This is a genomic window from Spirosoma fluminis (genome assembly GCF_054778895.1).
The window spans coordinates 469187-486539 of sequence record NZ_BAAGZD010000041.1; the positions used below are offsets into that span (position 1 = coordinate 469187).

The 17353-nt window shown below is 53.8% G+C and carries 18 protein-coding genes; 15 read left to right on the plus strand and 3 right to left on the minus strand.

Going from position 1 to position 17353, the window contains the following annotated elements; translation table 11 throughout:
* Window positions 1-85 precede the first annotated feature (85 nt).
* Window positions 86-1225 (plus strand): tRNA 2-thiouridine(34) synthase MnmA, encoded by a 1140-nt coding sequence (mnmA, locus tag ACYVBJ_RS23820; RefSeq protein WP_460984794.1) that lies wholly within the window; start codon window positions 86-88, stop codon window positions 1223-1225.
* Window positions 1226-1357: 132 nt separating this feature from the next.
* On the opposite strand, the gene ACYVBJ_RS23825 is transcribed toward mnmA, so the two are convergent.
* Window positions 1358-3988 carry a TonB-dependent receptor gene (locus tag ACYVBJ_RS23825; RefSeq protein ID WP_460984795.1) on the minus strand — a complete coding sequence of 877 codons (2631 nt, stop codon included), beginning with the start codon at window positions 3986-3988 and terminating at the stop codon, window positions 1358-1360.
* A gap of 253 nt (window positions 3989-4241) precedes the next feature.
* Between ACYVBJ_RS23825 and ACYVBJ_RS23830 the strand changes: the two genes are divergently transcribed.
* The 7 genes from ACYVBJ_RS23830 to ACYVBJ_RS23860 all read left to right on the plus strand — a co-directional run bounded on the left by ACYVBJ_RS23830 (window position 4242) and on the right by ACYVBJ_RS23860 (window position 8267).
* On the plus strand, window positions 4242-5309 hold the full coding sequence (locus tag ACYVBJ_RS23830; RefSeq protein ID WP_460984796.1) for a sensor histidine kinase: 1068 nt from the start codon (window positions 4242-4244) through the stop codon (window positions 5307-5309).
* A complete protein-coding gene (locus ACYVBJ_RS23835) occupies window positions 5306-6067 on the plus strand; it encodes a LytR/AlgR family response regulator transcription factor (protein WP_460984797.1) in 762 nt (253 codons plus the stop codon). Before ACYVBJ_RS23830 ends, ACYVBJ_RS23835 begins: the two co-directional genes overlap by 4 nt.
* A gap of 157 nt (window positions 6068-6224) precedes the next feature.
* Window positions 6225-6656: a pirin family protein gene (locus ACYVBJ_RS23840; protein ID WP_460984798.1), complete on the plus strand. Its 432-nt coding sequence runs from the start codon at window positions 6225-6227 to the stop codon at window positions 6654-6656.
* Window positions 6625-6825, plus strand: coding sequence for a hypothetical protein (locus ACYVBJ_RS23845; RefSeq protein WP_460984799.1), 201 nt, complete (start codon window positions 6625-6627; stop codon window positions 6823-6825). Before ACYVBJ_RS23840 ends, ACYVBJ_RS23845 begins: the two co-directional genes overlap by 32 nt.
* A complete protein-coding gene (locus tag ACYVBJ_RS23850) occupies window positions 6765-7142 on the plus strand; it encodes a pirin-like C-terminal cupin domain-containing protein (RefSeq protein ID WP_460985272.1) in 378 nt (125 codons plus the stop codon). The genes ACYVBJ_RS23845 and ACYVBJ_RS23850 overlap by 61 nt, the downstream gene beginning before the upstream one ends.
* 122 nt (window positions 7143-7264) lie before the next feature.
* On the plus strand, window positions 7265-7957 hold the full coding sequence (locus ACYVBJ_RS23855) for a 3-keto-disaccharide hydrolase (protein ID WP_460984800.1): 693 nt from the start codon (window positions 7265-7267) through the stop codon (window positions 7955-7957).
* A 43-nt stretch (window positions 7958-8000) separates the two neighbouring features.
* Window positions 8001-8267: a hypothetical protein gene (locus ACYVBJ_RS23860; protein WP_460984801.1), complete on the plus strand. Its 267-nt coding sequence runs from the start codon at window positions 8001-8003 to the stop codon at window positions 8265-8267.
* On the opposite strand, the gene ACYVBJ_RS23865 is transcribed toward ACYVBJ_RS23860, so the two are convergent.
* Window positions 8243-8779 (minus strand): GAF domain-containing protein, encoded by a 537-nt coding sequence (locus ACYVBJ_RS23865; protein ID WP_460984802.1) that lies wholly within the window; start codon window positions 8777-8779, stop codon window positions 8243-8245. The genes ACYVBJ_RS23860 and ACYVBJ_RS23865 overlap by 25 nt on opposite strands.
* Before the next feature lie 113 nt (window positions 8780-8892).
* On the opposite strand from ACYVBJ_RS23865, the gene ACYVBJ_RS23870 reads away from it, so the two are divergent.
* The 7 genes from ACYVBJ_RS23870 to ACYVBJ_RS23900 all read left to right on the plus strand — a co-directional run bounded on the left by ACYVBJ_RS23870 (window position 8893) and on the right by ACYVBJ_RS23900 (window position 17044).
* Entirely contained in the window at window positions 8893-9582 is a 690-nt protein-coding gene (locus ACYVBJ_RS23870; protein ID WP_460984803.1) for an HAD family hydrolase, read from the plus strand.
* Window positions 9583-9658: 76 nt separating this feature from the next.
* A complete protein-coding gene (locus ACYVBJ_RS23875; protein ID WP_460984804.1) occupies window positions 9659-10720 on the plus strand; it encodes an agmatine deiminase family protein in 1062 nt (353 codons plus the stop codon).
* A gap of 199 nt (window positions 10721-10919) precedes the next feature.
* Entirely contained in the window at window positions 10920-11264 is a 345-nt protein-coding gene (locus tag ACYVBJ_RS23880) for a n-acetylglutamate synthase (RefSeq protein ID WP_460984805.1), read from the plus strand.
* Window positions 11265-11270: 6 nt separating this feature from the next.
* A complete protein-coding gene (locus ACYVBJ_RS23885) occupies window positions 11271-11963 on the plus strand; it encodes a hypothetical protein (protein ID WP_460984806.1) in 693 nt (230 codons plus the stop codon).
* 133 nt (window positions 11964-12096) lie between these two features.
* Window positions 12097-14457 (plus strand): peptidylprolyl isomerase, encoded by a 2361-nt coding sequence (locus ACYVBJ_RS23890; protein ID WP_460984807.1) that lies wholly within the window; start codon window positions 12097-12099, stop codon window positions 14455-14457.
* 112 nt (window positions 14458-14569) lie between these two features.
* On the plus strand, window positions 14570-15955 hold the full coding sequence (locus ACYVBJ_RS23895) for a peptidylprolyl isomerase (protein WP_460984808.1): 1386 nt from the start codon (window positions 14570-14572) through the stop codon (window positions 15953-15955).
* 126 nt (window positions 15956-16081) lie between these two features.
* On the plus strand, window positions 16082-17044 hold the full coding sequence (locus tag ACYVBJ_RS23900) for an AAA family ATPase (RefSeq protein WP_460984809.1): 963 nt from the start codon (window positions 16082-16084) through the stop codon (window positions 17042-17044).
* A 95-nt stretch (window positions 17045-17139) separates the two neighbouring features.
* Here ACYVBJ_RS23900 and ACYVBJ_RS23905 read toward each other — a convergent pair whose 3' ends face one another.
* Window positions 17140-17319, minus strand: coding sequence for a hypothetical protein (locus ACYVBJ_RS23905; RefSeq protein WP_460984810.1), 180 nt, complete (start codon window positions 17317-17319; stop codon window positions 17140-17142).
* Between the last annotated feature and the right edge of the window lie 34 nt (window positions 17320-17353).

The following is a 17353-nucleotide window of genomic DNA, read 5'->3' on the forward strand; positions in this document are numbered from 1 at the left end:
AACCTGATTATTCGGTTGTTGGCTCTGTACCGATTAATTTTACCGAAACTATTAAAATCGGAGGGCTTTGAACCCTCGCAGATCCATGAGTAAACACGGACGCATTCTGGTCGCCATGAGTGGCGGCATCGACTCTTCGCTGGCAGCGGTTATGCTGCACGATGAAGGCTACGAGGTCATTGGTATGACCATGAAAACCTGGGATTACGCTTCTTCAGGTGGTACCAAAAAAGAAACCGGCTGCTGCAGCCTCGACAGCATCAACGACGCCCGTAACATTGCCGTCAGCCTCGGCTTTCCGCACTATATCCTGGACATCCGCAACGAGTTCGGCGATTACGTGATCGACCACTTTACGGGTGAATACATTGAAGGACGGACGCCTAATCCCTGTGTGCTTTGCAATACGCACATCAAATGGGATGCGCTGCTCCGCCGGGCCGACCGGCTCGACTGCGAATTTATTGCCACCGGTCACTACGCCAATATCCGCAGCGAAAACGACCGGTACGTGATCTCGAAAGGTGTCGATACTCTGAAAGATCAGTCGTACGTATTGTGGGGCGTGTCGCAGGAGAGCCTGAGCCGGACAAAACTGCCGTTGGGTCATCTACGCAAATCCGAGATTCGCGAAATGGCCAAAGATCGGGGGTTCATTGAACTCGTGACCAAGTCTGAATCCTACGAAATCTGCTTCGTACCCGACAACGACTACCGGGGATTCCTGAAACGACGTGTGCCCGGTCTGGAGGCCGAAGTCGCGGGCGGCAACTTTGTGATGGAAGGAACCGGCAAAATTCTGGGCAAGCACCAGGGTTATCCGTTCTATACTATCGGCCAGCGGAAAGGGTTGGGCATGGCATTCGGTCAGCCGATGTTCGTGACCGAAATTCGGAAAGAAACGAACGAGGTGGTGCTGGGTGTCGACAAAGATCTGTACCGCGATGGCATGATCGTCAGCAAACTGAACCTGCAAAAATACGCGTCGATTGACCAGCCGATCGAAACGCTGACAAAGGTGCGCTATAAACACGACGGTACGCCCGCAACGATTTCACAAACGGACGATACCATCGACGTCTGCTTCCACGAGGGCGTGTCGGCCATTGCTCCCGGTCAGGCAGCTGTCTTCTACGAAGGCGACGATGTAATTGGGGGCGGCTGGATTATGAAGAGCTACCGCCAAAGCGATAAGGCTGCCCAATTGGCCGTCACGCATGCCTAGGCCTTTTAAGCCGGCATGTCTGTAATTTGTGTTAACGTGGGCTATTCGCCAGCTTCGGTCAGCGGCTCACTTTAAAATAAAGGCGCTCACAACCTACTGTGAGCGCCTTTATACGTTCATGAAATGGTAATCTTATCTGGGGCGACCTCCTCCGGGTTGGCCACCTCCGGCTGGTGCGGCCTGCTGCGGCTGGGCACCGCCCCCATCTCCGCCGTCTCCCTTCACGTCGTCGTTGTTTACCGAACGGGCTTTGCGACGAGGAGCGTCGAAGCTCATTTTGCCAATACGATAGGCGAAGGTCACTTTCACGTTCGAGTTGTACAGATTCGTTACGCTCACCTGCGACAGCAAGGGCGAATTCAGCGTTGTGCGCATGGTTACCCCGTTGGTGATGAAGTTCTCAGCAGCCAGCCCGATACTGCCCCGCTTGTTGGCCAGGTCTTTCCGAACGCCCAGCGAGTACATGTAGAAGCTGCCCATCGTTCCCTGCAACTGCGGCTGCGGTCCCCGCCAGAAGCTGAACACCTGCGCACTCCAGCCTTTATCCAGTTGCAGTTGGCTCATCAGCCGCCCGCCGATGCTCACGCCCGTATTGCTGATCGTGAGCGTGCGGCCGTCAACGCCCGGCGTGGTTCCCTGCATGTATACGTAATACCCATCCAGACCACCGTTAACGCTCCATTTCGACGTAATGCTCGTATTAAAAAAGACGTTTGCGCCCATAGTCCGCTGCACACCGATGTTCTGGAACGTAGTAATGATGCCACCGGGCAACGTATCGGAGGGGATACGCACCTGCGTAATGGCATTGTTGGTCAACCGGCCAAATACGGCTGCGTTCAGGTACGTTTTCCTGATCGTTGTACTTAGGCTTAACTCAACGTTATCGGTTAATTCAGGCTTCAGCGTTGGGTTTCCCACCATAATCATCTGGGGATTAGCCGCATTCGGATTCGGATTCAACTGCTGTAAGCCAGGGCGCTGGATTCGACGGTTATAAGCCGCTTTCAGCGTGGTTCCCGCCTTTAAACTTTTCGATACGTTGATGCTGGGCACCAGATTGCTATAATTGGGAATATTGAGTTCTGTACGGGCGCTTTCGTTGATGGACTGCTTCGCCGAGATACTCGTGTACTCATACCGGGTACCCACCTTGAACGTGTATTTGCTGGGCGTGATGTAGGTATACGAAACGTAACCTGCGCCAATGTTCTGATCGTAGGCCAGCGACCCCGACGGGTTGGTTGGGTCAATGCGTAACTCGCTTTCGCCCGAACCAACCAGGTACCGATAGCGGCTATCGACGGTGCGCATGATCGCTTTACCCCCAAACTCCAGCAGTTGGTTCTTTTTGATCGGCGTCTGGTAATCGCTCTGAATCGTGAACTCCTGGTTGGTGTTGTTATTGATGTTCTGCTGACGGGCTGTTAAGCTACCGCCATTGTTCAGGATGTCAGCGAAGAAATTATTGGTTAGCCCCGTCCGGCTGTACTGCGTCGAGATCGTCCACTCCTGCTGCGGTTTGAACGTGCGGATGTAATCCAGGTTCATATCGACTGAGTTCGAGATATCTCTACGGTCTACATCGCGGTTGGTTACGTTCAGGGGCGAGCCGCCAACAAACGTACTGGTTAGCTGATTCTGCTCCTGAATGAAATTACGGGTACCAAACCGGACGTTGGCCGATAACGATTGATTCTTCGCCAGATCGTAATCAATACCGAGTGTATACTGACCGAACAGAGGTTTATCGAAAGCGGTACCTTGCTGGCTGGTCCGTTGCGGCTGGGCTCCAACCAGTGTGGTCTGCTCCAGGCTCGAAGCCTGGCGGTTATACATGGTACGGCCAAAGCCTCCTAACGTAAGACCAAGTTTACCTTGTCGGTACGAACCGTTCAGCCCCAGATTTGACGCCCGCAAGCCCACTCCGGCATCGACGTTCAGCGTCAACCCGTGCAGGGTATTCTTCTTGGTAATGATATTGATGATCCCAGCCGCGCCTTCGGCATCGTATTTAGCCGAAGGAGACGTAATGACCTCTACCGATTTAATCATATCGGCGGGCAGTTGCTTCAAGGCATCCGCTACGTTAGCCGCCACAATCGTCGACGGTTTGTTGTTGATCAGCACCCGGATATTCTGGCTGCCGCGCAGGCTCACGTTGCCATCCAGATCGACCGACAGCATCGGCACCCGCTTCAGCACATCCGAGGCATCGCCCCCTTTAGCGGTCAGGTCTTTGTCGGCGTTGAAAACGAGCCGGTCTACTTTTTCTTCAATCAGAGCCGCCTGGCCGGTTACCACGACTTCGCTCAGCGTGCGCACATCGGCAGGCATCGGCACGGCACCCATATTCAGTTCGGTACCTTTGGCAATGGTGAACGGTTTCGAATCGCGGTTTTTGTAGCCGATAAACGAGTATTGCAGCCGATATTCGCCTGCTGCCAGTTTGTTCAGCGTAAAGTTACCTTTATCGTCGGAGGTCGTCCCGTCGATCGGCTTGTTGGTCTTCATGCTGATCAAGGCTACGGTCGCAAACTCAACGGGTTTACCGGAGGTAGAATCAACAAGCACACCGGTCACCTTACCGTTTCCTTTTGGCGTATCGTCGGCCACGCCCGTAAACTCTTTGTTACGTCGATTATCCTGTCCGCCAAAGCTGGGAGGGCCACCACCCGGAGGGCCAAACTGAGCCGAAGCGGGCTGATACGTAAGGGAAAGACCACAGAGAGTGAGCAGCAGGAGCCGATAGAAATGCGACATGATTGGGTGAATTGCGAATTGTACACCAAAACAACCTCTGCGCTGCATATTTAAAAAATACAATAGACAAGGCGGCTACAAACGTCGGCCAATTGGTGTTCTGAGTCGATGGATCGGCTTTCCACCCGACGAACCACCGGATTCATCCGTTAGTCGGTTCAATCAGCGAAGCGGTCGGCAAAATCGGGCCAGCAAGCGATTGCTCACTACCAGACGGAGGCTTTTCTATAAATTAGCTCTTTTCCCGACCACTATGGCAGCTGCGTTGTTTTCCCGACGATACGTTTCGGTACTGATTCATGTGCTGGGCTGGCTCCTGCTAAGCTTTGCCTTCTTCTTCTACCAACCCATAAATTCGGGCATCAAGCTTCCCAGCTTGTTCTGGGTCAGGCAGGCCCTGTTTCAAACCTTGATGATCGGTACCTTTTATTTCAATAGCCGGTGGATGGTGCCGCGCCTGTTGCTGCGTCAGCAAACAAGTCGTTACGTCCTTGCGCTGGCCGGCATCATTATTGGCATATTGCTAATTTTAGGCGCGTTTGAGAACTGGTTCAATCTGCCCGAATTGATGTTCCGCGCCTTTCATCCGGATGGGCGGGGCGTCATCCGCCGTTACGGGTGGATTCAACCGACCCTGTTCACGATTGTCCTGGTGTTGGGAATTAGTACCAGCGTAGCCGTCCTACAAAAATGGCAGGCCGATGCCGAATTGCGGCAGGCGCTGGAGCAGGCCAGAGCCACCTCGGAATTATCTTACCTGAAAGCGCAGATCAATCCGCACTTTTTCTTTAATACGCTGAACAACATCTACGCGCTGACGCTCATTGACAGCGAAACTGCCCGGCAAGCCATCCACCGGCTCTCCCGCATGATGCGTTACGTACTATATGACACGCATACGGGCACGACTATGCTCAGCAAGGAACTGGATTTTGTGAACGACTATATCCAGCTGATGCAACTCCGCCTGACTGATAAGGTTACCATAACGGTAGAGCCGCCGGTTCCGCTCCACGATATGCCCATCGCGCCCATGATTCTGCTGCCCTTTGTCGAAAATGCGTTCAAGCATGGCATCAGTGCCTTGCATCCAAGCTCGATCTATATTGGTATTCAGCAGCGGCAGCGGCAGCTTCAGATTGATGTCCGGAACACCCGGTTCGTTGATAAAAAACCGTCGCTCGACGTCAGTAACGGCATTGGCCTGGTGAATACCCGTCGGCGGCTCGATTTGCTGTATCCCGACCGGTATAACTTACACATTGACGAACAAACCCCCGCGGGTGAATACCACGTTCAATTAACCCTCGACCTGGCATGACGCTGAACTGCATCGCCGTAGATGACGAACCGCTGGCGCTCGGTCTGGTCTGCGCGTTCATCGAAAAGACCCCGTTTCTCAAGCTGGCGGGTCGGTACAGCAGCGCCGTGGAAGCCCTTCAGGGCCTGTTGCAACAACCCATCGATATAATCTTTCTCGATATTCAGATGCCCGACCTGACGGGTCTGGAACTGGCGCGTGTCCTGGAACGGAGCACCGTCGGGCACCCCACCCGCATTATCTTCACGACCGCCTTCGATCAATACGCCCTGGACGGCTACCGGGTCGATGCGCTGGACTACCTCTTGAAACCGTTTAATTACGAAGAGTTTTTGCGGGCGGCCAGTAAAGCCCGTCAGTACTTCGAACTGCGACAACGCGCACAAACTCCGGCTTCTGCCCCCGTTTTGCCAGCCGCCCCGGTCGAAGCCGGTGACGATTACCTGTTTCTAAAGGTTGAATATCAGCTTGTGCGGGTCGACTTTAGCGACATTCTGTACATAGAAGGCCTAAAAGACTACGTAAAGGTATACCGCCAGAGCGACCCGGTGAAGCCACTCCTGTCGCTGACGAGTCTGAAAGCACTCGAAGAAAAACTGCCTACCCGCCAGTTCATGCGCGTGCATCGCTCGTTTATCATCGCCCTCGACCGAATCAGCGCCGTCACCCGCAACTCGGTTCAGATTGGTTCGGCCGTCATTCCAGTGAGTGACCAATACAAAGACACCTTCGGCCAGTACATGAGCCGGTGGTTTTAGCTCTACTGTGTTGATTTGATTTACAGAGGTTACGTAGCAGCAACGACCTAAGTCAGCAAGCTACAACTTGCGTCATACTCGTAAAGCGCGTTAGACGGATTGCCGAAAAGTGCGTACCATTAACCCATCGTCACACGCTAACCTCTGCCCGGTACTCATGCTTGATCTGATCATTGACGCTCGCCCTGCGTCGTTAGGCAATGGCTTTACTGTTCGTCGTATTCTTCCGTATCGACTGCGCCGGATGCTGGGCCCCTTTATTTTCATGGATCATGGCGGACCAGTCAGTATTGACCCGGCACCGATCTCGAACCTGGACGTATTACCCCATCCCCACATCGGCCTGTCGACCGTCAGCTATCTCTTCGATGGTCAGGTTACCCACCGCGACAGCCTGGGAGTTCAGCAGGTAATTCGGCCCGGCGAAGTAAACTGGATGACGGCCCGGTCGGGGCATTGCCCACTCCGAACGCTTCGAAGACCCGGCCGTGCTGGCCGGTGGTACGTTGGAAATGATCCAAACCTGGGTTGCCCTGCCCGAAGCTATCGAAGAAAACGTGCCAACCTTCGACAATTACCAGCCGGATGAACTCCCTGTTTTCACGGATAAGAGTGTCTGGATGCGCTTGATCGCCGGGCAGGCGTTCGGGTTGCAGAATGGGGTTAACACTCACCACTGTTCTACGCCCATATCGTTCTGCAACCCGGTACTCGCTTCGGCTTACCCCAAGATCATGCTGAGCGGGGCGCTTACGTAGCGAAAGGCAGCGTGGAAGTGAATGGACAGCGCTTCGGGGTAGGTCAGTTGCTGATCTTTACACCAGGCATCGATCCAGTGCTCATCGCTAATGAAACCTGTTGTTGGGGGGCGAGCCACTGGGCGAACGGTTCATCTGCCGGGCCGCCGGTGCGGTGGAACTTCGTATCTTCTCAAAAAGAACGGATCAAACAGGCAAAAGCTGACTGGGAAGCGGGTCGTATTCCTCTACCCCCTAACGACAATGCAGAATTTGTGCCGTTACCGCAGGACCGGACGAAACCGGCGGGCTCACCCCCACCTCAAGCCTTATCCTAAGCAACCCAAGTCCATTTTAGTACGTAGTTAAGTAACGCCCAAATGAAAGATGGAAGCTGTTTGCGGGCTTGTGGCTAACTTTCCGTTTTTTTGTAATCAATACATCCCCTGCCTAACAAGCCATGACAAAAGTCTTATCCCTGGCGATTACTGTAACCCTCTTCAGCTTAGCCTGCTCAACGTTCGCGCAGACGCCCCCCAAAGGCCACCCCAATCCGGTCGGAGCGGGCTGGAAATACCTGTTCGAAACCGATTTATCGGATGCCAATTATCCGAAAGGCGTCTGGAAGATGGAGGAAGGAGAGCTTACGGCCACGGCGGATAAAGCCATCTGGACCAAGCAACTTTATACTGACTTCATACTCGACTTGCAGTTCAAGACTGCCGACGGCACCAACAGTGGCGTCGTGGTTCATGCCAGCGATACCACCAACTGGATACCCAACTCCGTGGAAATTCAGATTGCCGACGACTTTGCCAGGCAATGGGCCGAATCGCCCGCCAACTGGCGTTCCGGTGCTTTCTTCGGCCACCAGGCGGCCGTGAAGAGTGCCGTGAAAAAGCCCGGCGAATGGAACCGCTACACAATCACCTGCCAGGGTAAGCTGATTTACGTAGTACTGAACAACCAGCTGGTCAACACCATTGATCTGAGCCAGTTTACGGATGCCAAGAAAAATCCCGACGGCTCCGAAGTACCCGCCTGGCTGAATAAACCAGCCGCCGAACTCCCCCTGCGCGGGTACATTGGCTTGCAGGGCAAACATGCCGGAGCACCCATCTATTTCCGGAACATGAAAATCAAGGAACTCTAGCCGGGACGAACCCAAGCGGGCCGTGCTTTTGTTACTACCGTATATGAATGCAGAACCCTCAACCCGCCACAGCCGCATCTTACCCGAGTTACGTTTTTCGCTTAGTCTGCTCTACGTGGGTCGGTTGCTGGTCGGTATGCAGTCCACTTCGGAAACAACGGAAGACGATATTGACACCTTTGACGAACGGATTGAGGAGGTTTCTGACGAACTGGTCGCGACGGAGCTGTTGCACGAAGCAGCCGTGCTGGCAGGCGATGTTCTCTCCACGCCCGACTTACCCGGCTACGTAGCCAGTGACCCTACGTAATCAGCGATAACCGGTTGCAAACAAGGCAAAGCAGTCTCAAGCTGGGCTTTTTCTTCACCTGTCCAGTGTCTGGGCTTCCCAAACATACACGGCTGGAGTATTCCCCACAACTGGCCGTCCTGCTGGATGTGGGCGTGGATCAGCGCACGGTGACCAAAAGTCTTGTGCTCGAAATCACGATTCAATACGTCCGGCCCCGCCGTTTCAACATCGTCTACGTAGACCGATGGACGCATCGTATTGGCCGCTCTGAACAGCGGATCTTCGTTGGGCAGATCAATGGTATCCGGTTGCCAGTCGGGCTGGATAACATTCGGAATGGTGTCGTCCCTGCACCAGCAAAAGGCAATCCGCCCGTGCTGCTGATCCGGCTGCCGAACGTAAAGAAAACAGCGATCAGCCGCCAGGGCTGTACCGACGGTTTGGACGAGTTGCTGTAAGGTTGCTTCGGGCGACTGATTTTGCGCCAGCAAGAGATTGATCTGATCAGGAATCGAGTGATACGTAGCCATTCAAGCTTAACTCGGATTGGCCGGTTCGGTTCTGGCCGCCCACGAATAAATTAGTCAGCCGCCAGAACCGAACCGGGTACAATGCCCTTTCTTTGCGCCTAAAACTTCGTTCTATGCCCAACGCTACGTTTGCACCCCATTCCTGGGGTGCCCTCTTCGACATGGACGGCGTGCTGATCGACAACATCGACTTTCACGTCAACGCCTGGCTTCAATTTGCCCATCATTACAACCGCCCGTTAACCAAAGACCAGTACCTCGAACACATCAACGGACACGTATCGGCGGATGCCATGACGTACGTATTTGAGCGGCCCATTGCCGACGGCGAACTCATTGTTCTGACCGAAGAAAAAGAGGCTATTTACCGCGAGTTATACCGGTTACATCTGCAACCCGCGCCGGGTTTACGGAGCTTTCTGAGTGCCCTCAAAGCCCAGGGCGTTAAACTGGCGGTCGGTACGTCGGCACCCATGAGCAACGTTCAGTTTACCCTCGACGGTCTTCAGCTGCGCCCGTACTTCGACACCGTAGTAGATGCCAGCATGGTGGAGCGCGGCAAACCCGATCCCGAAATCTACCTGAAAGCCGCTGAACGTCTAAGCCTCGAGCCAGCCCGATGCGTTGTCTTTGAAGACGCTTTTGCGGGTATTGAGGCAGGGCTTAGGGCGGGGATGAACGTAGTGGCGCTGGCAACCACCCACACCCGTGAAGAACTGGCAGACAGCGGTGCCAGCCTGGTTATCGACAATTTTGAAGGGTTAACCGTAGATGCGATCAGCCGCTTAGCCACAACGGTTTAACTGCGAATCTACTGACTGACCCAGGCTAATTTTGTACCTTTGCGGCCTAGTTTGTACCCGTACCAACAGCATATCCTTGAATACATCATCTGAACTTACGCCGACCCCAACTCGGGAAGGCTTCTTTTTCCCGGCCGAATGGCATCCGCACGTAGCCACCTGGCTGAGCTGGCCGCATACCGAAGCGTCCTGGACAAAAGAGCGGCAGGAGCTTATGTTTCCGGCTTACATCGACTTTATCAAAGCCATTTCTGAGAGCGAAGAGGTCTGTATCAACGCCCATAACAATATTGTTATTCAGGCGGCCAAACTACGGCTGCTGGCGGCTGGTGCCGACATGAGCCGGATTACACTCCTGTCTCACCCCACCAACGATTCCTGGTGCCGCGATCATGGTCCGGCATTTTTGATAAACCCCGAGAAAAAGCAACGCATGATCGTGAACTGGGGCTACAATGCCTGGGGAGGTAAGTATCCGCCGTACGATCGCGACGACCTCATTCCGGTTGAGATTGCCCATTATCGGGGCCTGGACTACGTAACACCGGGGATTATCATGGAAGGCGGCTCGGTGGAATTCAACGGGGCTGGTACCGTGCTGACCAGCCGGGCGTGCCTACTGAACCAGAACCGCAACAGTCACCTGACGCAGGCCGATATTGAGCGGTACCTGTGCGACTATTACGGGGTTCAGCAGGTGCTCTGGGTTGAAGAAGGCATCGTTGGCGACGATACCGACGGGCACATCGATGACACGGTCCGGTTTGTGAACGAAGACACGGTGTTAGCCGCCTATGAGCCTGATCCGAACGACGATAATTATCCGTTTTTGCAGGAGATTCACCACGAACTGCGCCAGATGCGGCTGCTGAACGGCAAACAACTCAACATTGTCGAGTTGCCCATGCCCGATCCGGTCGTGAGCGATGGCCTGCGGTTACCCGCTTCATACGCCAATTTCCTGATCACCAACGGCTCGGTCATCGTTCCTACGTTCCGCTGCGATAAGGACCAACCGGCGCTGGACATAATCGGGCAGTGTTTTCCGGATCGCAAAATCGTCGGTATTGATTCGACAGATATTGTGTGGGGCCTGGGTAGTTTCCACTGCCTCAGTCAGCAGGAGCCTACTGTCTGAACCGCCTGGGCGACCCCGCGGGATTTATCCGGTTAAATGGAGGTACAGGATTTTGTTACTTATTTAAGAAAATTGCCGACGTTGCCTGGAGTAGAAGGATTTACAGAATTATGCCCCAGTGCACTTGCAAAAACAAAGTCCTGTAAATCCTTCTAATCCTCTCAGTCCGGCGGGGCCGCCCGTGCGGTTCAGACGAACTATGTACGACAATAAGCTATTTCGCTCCGTTACGAACACCGCCAATGGCGAAGTGAGTGGCGATACGTTGTTTCACTACCATCAGGAAGGCCAGGTTGTATGGGCTGACTACAAAGGAGGGTCGATTGCGAAAGGATTTTTGATTGCTACCGTTCAGCCCGACAACAGCCTCGATATGCGCTATCAGCACGTCAATACCCAGGGCGAATTGATGACCGGTCGCTGTCAGTCTACGCCAGAACTTTTACCCGACGGCCGGATTCGGCTGCACGAGCGCTGGCAATGGACCAGTGGCGACGGCTCATCGGGTCAGTCTATTGTTGAAGAAGTTCATGCTTTGGTTTAACTCATCATGCGAATCTGCTTACTCTGCTTAATTACGATGCTGGCGTTCATGGGCTGCGCCCGTCAGCCAGCGCTCACTGCCGAGCTAGCTCCCCGATCCCTGAAAGCAGTGAATCTGGAAGAAACCGTGAGTCGACGCGACGAGCTGATGATGGCGTATTCGTTAACCAGCTACGATGCCGCTAACAAACCGGTTGCCGTAGTGAACGGGGGCTGGGGCGTGGAGCCGGTTCAGAAAAACCAGTTGCTTGATCTACAGGCATCCGGTCCACGCCAGGCTCAGCCGATTCAGCTCGAACTACCCCGTAACGGCAAAATCGTAGCCTCACTCGTATTGATTGAAGTAGACGATTACAACCGCGCGAAGCAGTTGCTGGAGCAGGTCCGGAAAGTGCATAATCTGGTGAGTGGACCAGCCGCGTTTCTGATTACGGCAACCGAAGTGCTAACCCCGCTGAAATACGTAGCGGCCGGCTTAGCTGCTTCGGGCGTTGGTCTCAAGCTGGTGGATCAACTCGACAATGATGACTTACTGGGCCAAAGCAGTATGGAAATAGCAGAAGCCAAGTTTCGGCAGAAAAAGCAGCGATTCGTGCGCGTTCCGGCCGTATTTACGGGTCGAAATCTGCGCGATACGTTCGAGTACCGGCTTGACTATGACATTACCCTGAAGACTGTAACGATTCGCCCTGTACGCTAACCGGCAACTTTGTCGTTACTACGTAAAACCTGGTTCGCACCGTCAGCTATCTCAATCCTATACCGATTTGAGCGAATGTTTTTCTCTTCAAATCTGTTCGTTTAATATCCTGACATCACATTTTTTCGACGCTATGCGCCACCTCACCGGCGGTCTTTTGCTGGCTTTTTTCGTTACAGCCTGTAAAACAACCGCACCCGTCGTTCAGCAAACACCCCCACAACCGGTTATTCTGACGCTGGGGAACAAAGACTTTTCTACCGACGATTTCTTTCAGTCGTTCACGAAGAACCAGCTTTCGTCGGACTCCGCTCAGCGGACGGACGTAAAGGATTACTTTGATCTGTATACCAACCTGAAGCTGAAAGTGCTCGCGGCCGAAACCGAAGGTCGAGACACGACCGAGGCCTTCCGCGAAGAGATGAATACCTATCGGAAGCAGCTGGCGCAGTCGTATCTGACCGATAAAGTGCTGGTCGAATCCCTGGCGGCCGAAGCGTATCAGCGGATGCAGGAAGAACTTAACATCGCCCACATTCTGATTCCGGTCGTTGAAGATGCCGCCCCGGCCGATACCCTGGCAGCGTACCAAACCATTCAGGCGATTCATAAACAGGCGCTGGCAGGGGAAGACTTTGCCAAACTGGCCCGCGAGCAGTCGAAAGATGCGATTACCGCTTCTAAAGGGGGTGACCTGGGCTACATCACGGCGTTTTCGGCAATTTATCCCCTGGAAAATGCGGCTTACGCTACGCCTGCCGGACGAATTTCGGCCCCGGTTCGTACTCGTTTTGGCTACCACCTGATCAAGGTCAATGACCGCCGGCCGAGTCGGGGTCGAATCAATGCCGCTCACATTCTGGTTCGGATGAGCCCAAGCGCCGATGAAGCCGGACAGGCAGCGGCTCAACGGCGCATCGATGCGGCTTATGCCCGTCTGCAGAAAGGTGAGTCGTTCGAGACGGTTTGCCGCGAAGTATCCGACGACGTTACGTCCCGCAACAACGGGGGCGTATTACCCACTTTCACGACGGGTCGGCACGTGCCCGCCTTTGAAGAAGCCGCCTTTGCCCTCAGGAATCCCGGCGATTACTCACAACCGGTACGTACCAACTACGGCTGGCACATCATCAAACTCATCAGCCGGATAGGTCTCGAACCATATACCGAACTGGCTCCCGCTCTGCGCCAGCGGGTGACGACCGACACCCGCGCCGACGTATTACGGCAGGCCACGGTTCAGCGGTTACGGAAAGAGTATTCAGTGAACGAAGACAAAGCGGTGGTGACTACGGCTCTTACCAAAGCCGACAGCAGTTTACTACGTGGGCAATGGAAATACACTGAGCCATTGGAGCCGGGTCTGCAAAACAAAGCGATTGTAACGATCGCCGACAAGCCTTACACGGCCAATGAGTTTTTCGCTTATGTTCGCCAGCGCCAGCAACCGCAGCGCAACCCAGCCTTACCAGCCGCGGCCGTTCAGGCAACGCTCCCTCTGGGCTCGCCCGCTACGGCCATGCGCCGACTGCTCGACCGGTTTATCGGCGACCAGTTGATTGCGACCGAAGAAGCTAATCTGGACAAGAAGTCACCGGAGTTTCGGTCACTGCTCAGCGAAATCCGCGACGGGGTGCTGTTATCGCAGGTGATGGAACGCAACGTCTGGGAGCGTTCCATGACGGACTCAACGGGCCAGCTACAGTATTACGACCAGAACAAAGAGAAGTACCGTTTCCCGGAACGTGCCGTAGCCACAGTTATTGTTGCGCAAAACGAGGCCCTGTTGAAGCAGGCCACCGATATGCTCAACGGCAAGCCACCGTATCAGCTTCGCCGGTCGGCACCCGATCTGGCCTACGACAAAAATCAAACGGTGCTGACGCCATCCCTGCGCGAAACCTTGTTCGACGTACTGGTCGCCATGACCCGTAATCCCGAGTATATTGTGGAAGTGACCGGCTCCCACGACCCGTCCGAATCCGATTCAGTGTCGACCAGTCGCATCCGGGCCGTGGTAAATTACCTGCAACAGAACGGCGTTGCGCTGAGCCGCATCATGGAGAAAGATTACCAGGGTGCACGGCCCGGCCTGACTACGGCAGCCGACCCGAAAGTGCATCGGCGGGTAACGTTCCAGTATTTTTCTACGGCCAAAACCGACGTAGCGAAAGTGCTCAGCAGCAAACCGCAGTCGGCCTCCGATTCGCCCGCCGTGACCATTCTGGAAGGAGCCTTTGCCCAGGGCGCTAACCCGTATCTGGATAGTATTAGTCAATGGAAAGTGGGGACAACGACCCTGCAGCGCGATAACAAAGCGATTTCGGTCATCATCGACCGCATTGAACCAGCGCGGGCCAAAACGTTTGCCGAAGCCCGGGGAACCGTTATCAATGACTACCAGTCGGTGCTCGAACGGCAGTGGATCGCTCAGCTTCGGCAGAAATATCCGGTAAAAGTCAACGAAGATGAGATTCGTAAACTCACTAAATAACCCTACCAGCCGAGTCCCGGTCACGACGGGCCAGGAAAGCTGCGCGCGTTGTTTGTAAACTTAAAAAACCTTAAAAGTCAGGGCGCTACACGTTCTGTTCGTATATTTAGACATGAAAAAAGTAATTAGCAGTGCGTTCGTTCTATTGGTTGGCTGGTGTCTGACGGCTCCCGTGTTTGGGCAGGGTCAGGGAATCAGCCTGAACAAGATCATTGCCAAGGTCGACAATTACTACGTATTACGGTCCGATCTGGAAGAAGCCTACCAGTCGTACGTTGGCCAGAACCAGACTCCTCCGCAGAAGTGTCAGCTTCTGGAGAGCCTGGTTATCAATAAGATGATGCTCGCCAAAGCCGAAATTGACTCGGTTGTCGTCGAAGAAAAACTGGTTGACAGTGAGCTTGACTCGCGGATGCAGTACATGGCGCAGCAGTTCGGCTCGGAGAAGAACATTGTCGAAGCCTACGGCAAAAGCCTGGAGATGCTCAAAAGCGAATTACGCCAGCAGGTAAGAGACCAGAAGATCGTTCAGAAGATGCAGCAGAAAATCACAACGGACGTTAAGGTGACTCCCCGCGAGGTTCGTAAATTCTTCGATGCAATTCCCAAAGATAGTTTGCCGTATATGCCCGCCGAAGTAGAAGTCGGCCAGATCGTTCGCTTTGCCAAACCGACGAAAGAACAGAAAGAGGCATTGCGTCAGCGACTGATTGATATTAAAAAGCGCGTTGAAGCCGGTGAAGATTTTGCCAAACTAGCCAAAGAAACTTCGGAAGACGTTGGCTCCGCACAAAACGGGGGCGACTTAGGCTTTGCCAAGCGGGGCATGATGGTAGCCCCCTTCGAAGGCGCGGCCCTGAAACTTAAGCCCAATGAACTGTCGGATATTGTTGAATCGGAGTTTGGTCTGCACCTGATTCAGCTGCTGGAAACCCGGGGGGCCGAATACCACGCCCGGCACATTCTGTTACGTCCCGATTACAACCGGTTAGACCTGACTGGCCCAACTCGTTACCTGGACAGTCTGCGTACGCTGATCCAGATTGACTCGTTGAAGTTTGACAAAGCCGCTCACGACTTCTCGGAAGATAAAGCGACCGCCGATGCAGGTGGCCTGCTACGTGATCCCCAATCGGGCAGCAGCCGCTTGGCGATGGATGGTTCTATGGAATACGCTCTTTTCCAGATGCTGGATACCATGAAAGTGGGCAGCGTTTCGGCGGCCCTTCCGTACCGGACCGAAGATGGCAAGAGTGCTGTTCGGCTGCTGTATTTCAAGAGCAAAGTGGCTCCGCATACCGCCGACTTCAAATTAGACTTTGAAAAACTTCAGAATATCGTGCTGACTAACAAAAAGAATACGGCCATCGACAGTTGGTTCCGGAAGTCAGTTGCGGATGTGTATATCACCGTTGATCCCGAATTTCAGGGGTGCCGAATTTTTGGTACCACGCAGGGAAGTGCCGCCAGTTTGGGTGGAAGTAGCGGCAATGAATGATTGAATAATGTTTGCCGAAATAAATGACCAGCAAAGCAGCAATAATGCTAATTTGCTGGTCATTTGTTCTGGGGCTTTCCTCATTATTCAGTTTCTGTTTTTCCTTACTCAATTATCCGTTAACAAATGCCTTATTCATCCGATGTCGCGGCTGCGGAAGCCCTTTCCAATTCCTACCAGAAATTAAAAACCGAAATCTCTAAAGTTGTCATTGGTCAGGACGAAACCGTGCGGCTGCTGCTGACGGCGATCTTCTGTCAGGGGCACTGTCTGCTGGTCGGGGTACCAGGATTAGCAAAAACGCTGTTAATCCAGACCATCGCCGGAGCGCTTGACCTGGATTTCAATCGCATTCAGTTTACACCGGACTTGATGCCTTCCGACATTCTGGGTTCGGAAACCCTTGACCAGGAGCGTAATTTCAAGTTCATCAAAGGACCCGTTTTTGCCAACATCATCCTCGCCGATGAGATTAACCGGACGCCCCCTAAAACGCAGTCGGCTCTGCTCGAAGCGATGCAGGAGTACGCGGTTACCATAGCCGGTCAGAAATACAGCTTAGGTCGGCCGTTCTTCGTGTTGGCCACCCAGAACCCCATCGAGCAGGAAGGTACGTACCCCCTCCCCGAAGCGCAGCTCGACCGCTTCATGTTCAACATTTACCTCGACTACCCTTCGTATCAGTCGGAACTGGACATTGTGAAAAACACCACGTCGGACCAGCGTTATGACGTGCAGCGCGTGATCACCGGCGAAGAAATCCGCGATTTCCAGCATCTGGTTCGTCGCGTACCGGTTGTCGACAACGTAGTGGAATACGCGGTTAAGCTGGTGCACAAAACCCGGCCGAATACAGAAATGGCGGCCACGGATGCGAATCAGTATTTAGAGTGGGGAGCGGGCCCACGGGCTTCGCAGGCCCTGATTCTGGCGGCAAAGTGCAATGCCTTGCTAAATGGCAAATACTCGCCGGATATTGAAGATGTGCGAGCTGTAGCCTTACCCATTCTTCGTCACCGCGTGGTGCGTAACTTCAAAGCCGAAGCGGAAGGCATCTCGGTAGAACAGCTCATCAAGCGATTGATGTAGGCAAATTTAGAGTATAGAAGAAAGACACAAGCTGTGAGCATGCAGGACCGCAACGCTCACAGCTTGTGTCTTTTATTTAGCTCTATTTGACTTGTCTAGTCCTCATCCCGGTTCTCTTTGTTGCTCTTTCCGAGATAATCGTCGTTTGTCATGCCGTTCGACTCATCGTCTACACCCGTTGGCTTCACATTCTCGGTTTCTTCGTGAACCAGAAAACCGTTGTTCCCCTGCGATTCCTCTTTGCCGTGGTAGCCTTTTCCTTCGTTCGATTCCATACCGTTTTGTCAGCTTGTTTAGATCAAAACTGCG

Coding starts and splice junctions, on each gene's coding strand:
- mnmA (WP_460984794.1), top strand. CDS start 86: ATGAGTAAACACGGACGCATTCTGGTCGCCATGAGTGGCGGCATCGAC.
- ACYVBJ_RS23825 (WP_460984795.1), bottom strand. CDS start 3,988: ATGTCGCATTTCTATCGGCTCCTGCTGCTCACTCTCTGTGGTCTTTCC.
- ACYVBJ_RS23830 (WP_460984796.1), top strand. CDS start 4,242: ATGGCAGCTGCGTTGTTTTCCCGACGATACGTTTCGGTACTGATTCAT.
- ACYVBJ_RS23835 (WP_460984797.1), top strand. CDS start 5,306: ATGACGCTGAACTGCATCGCCGTAGATGACGAACCGCTGGCGCTCGGT.
- ACYVBJ_RS23840 (WP_460984798.1), top strand. CDS start 6,225: ATGCTTGATCTGATCATTGACGCTCGCCCTGCGTCGTTAGGCAATGGC.
- ACYVBJ_RS23855 (WP_460984800.1), top strand. CDS start 7,265: ATGACAAAAGTCTTATCCCTGGCGATTACTGTAACCCTCTTCAGCTTA.
- ACYVBJ_RS23860 (WP_460984801.1), top strand. CDS start 8,001: ATGAATGCAGAACCCTCAACCCGCCACAGCCGCATCTTACCCGAGTTA.
- ACYVBJ_RS23865 (WP_460984802.1), bottom strand. CDS start 8,779: ATGGCTACGTATCACTCGATTCCTGATCAGATCAATCTCTTGCTGGCG.
- ACYVBJ_RS23870 (WP_460984803.1), top strand. CDS start 8,893: ATGCCCAACGCTACGTTTGCACCCCATTCCTGGGGTGCCCTCTTCGAC.
- ACYVBJ_RS23880 (WP_460984805.1), top strand. CDS start 10,920: ATGTACGACAATAAGCTATTTCGCTCCGTTACGAACACCGCCAATGGC.
- ACYVBJ_RS23885 (WP_460984806.1), top strand. CDS start 11,271: ATGCGAATCTGCTTACTCTGCTTAATTACGATGCTGGCGTTCATGGGC.
- ACYVBJ_RS23890 (WP_460984807.1), top strand. CDS start 12,097: ATGCGCCACCTCACCGGCGGTCTTTTGCTGGCTTTTTTCGTTACAGCC.
- ACYVBJ_RS23895 (WP_460984808.1), top strand. CDS start 14,570: ATGAAAAAAGTAATTAGCAGTGCGTTCGTTCTATTGGTTGGCTGGTGT.
- ACYVBJ_RS23900 (WP_460984809.1), top strand. CDS start 16,082: ATGCCTTATTCATCCGATGTCGCGGCTGCGGAAGCCCTTTCCAATTCC.
- ACYVBJ_RS23905 (WP_460984810.1), bottom strand. CDS start 17,319: ATGGAATCGAACGAAGGAAAAGGCTACCACGGCAAAGAGGAATCGCAG.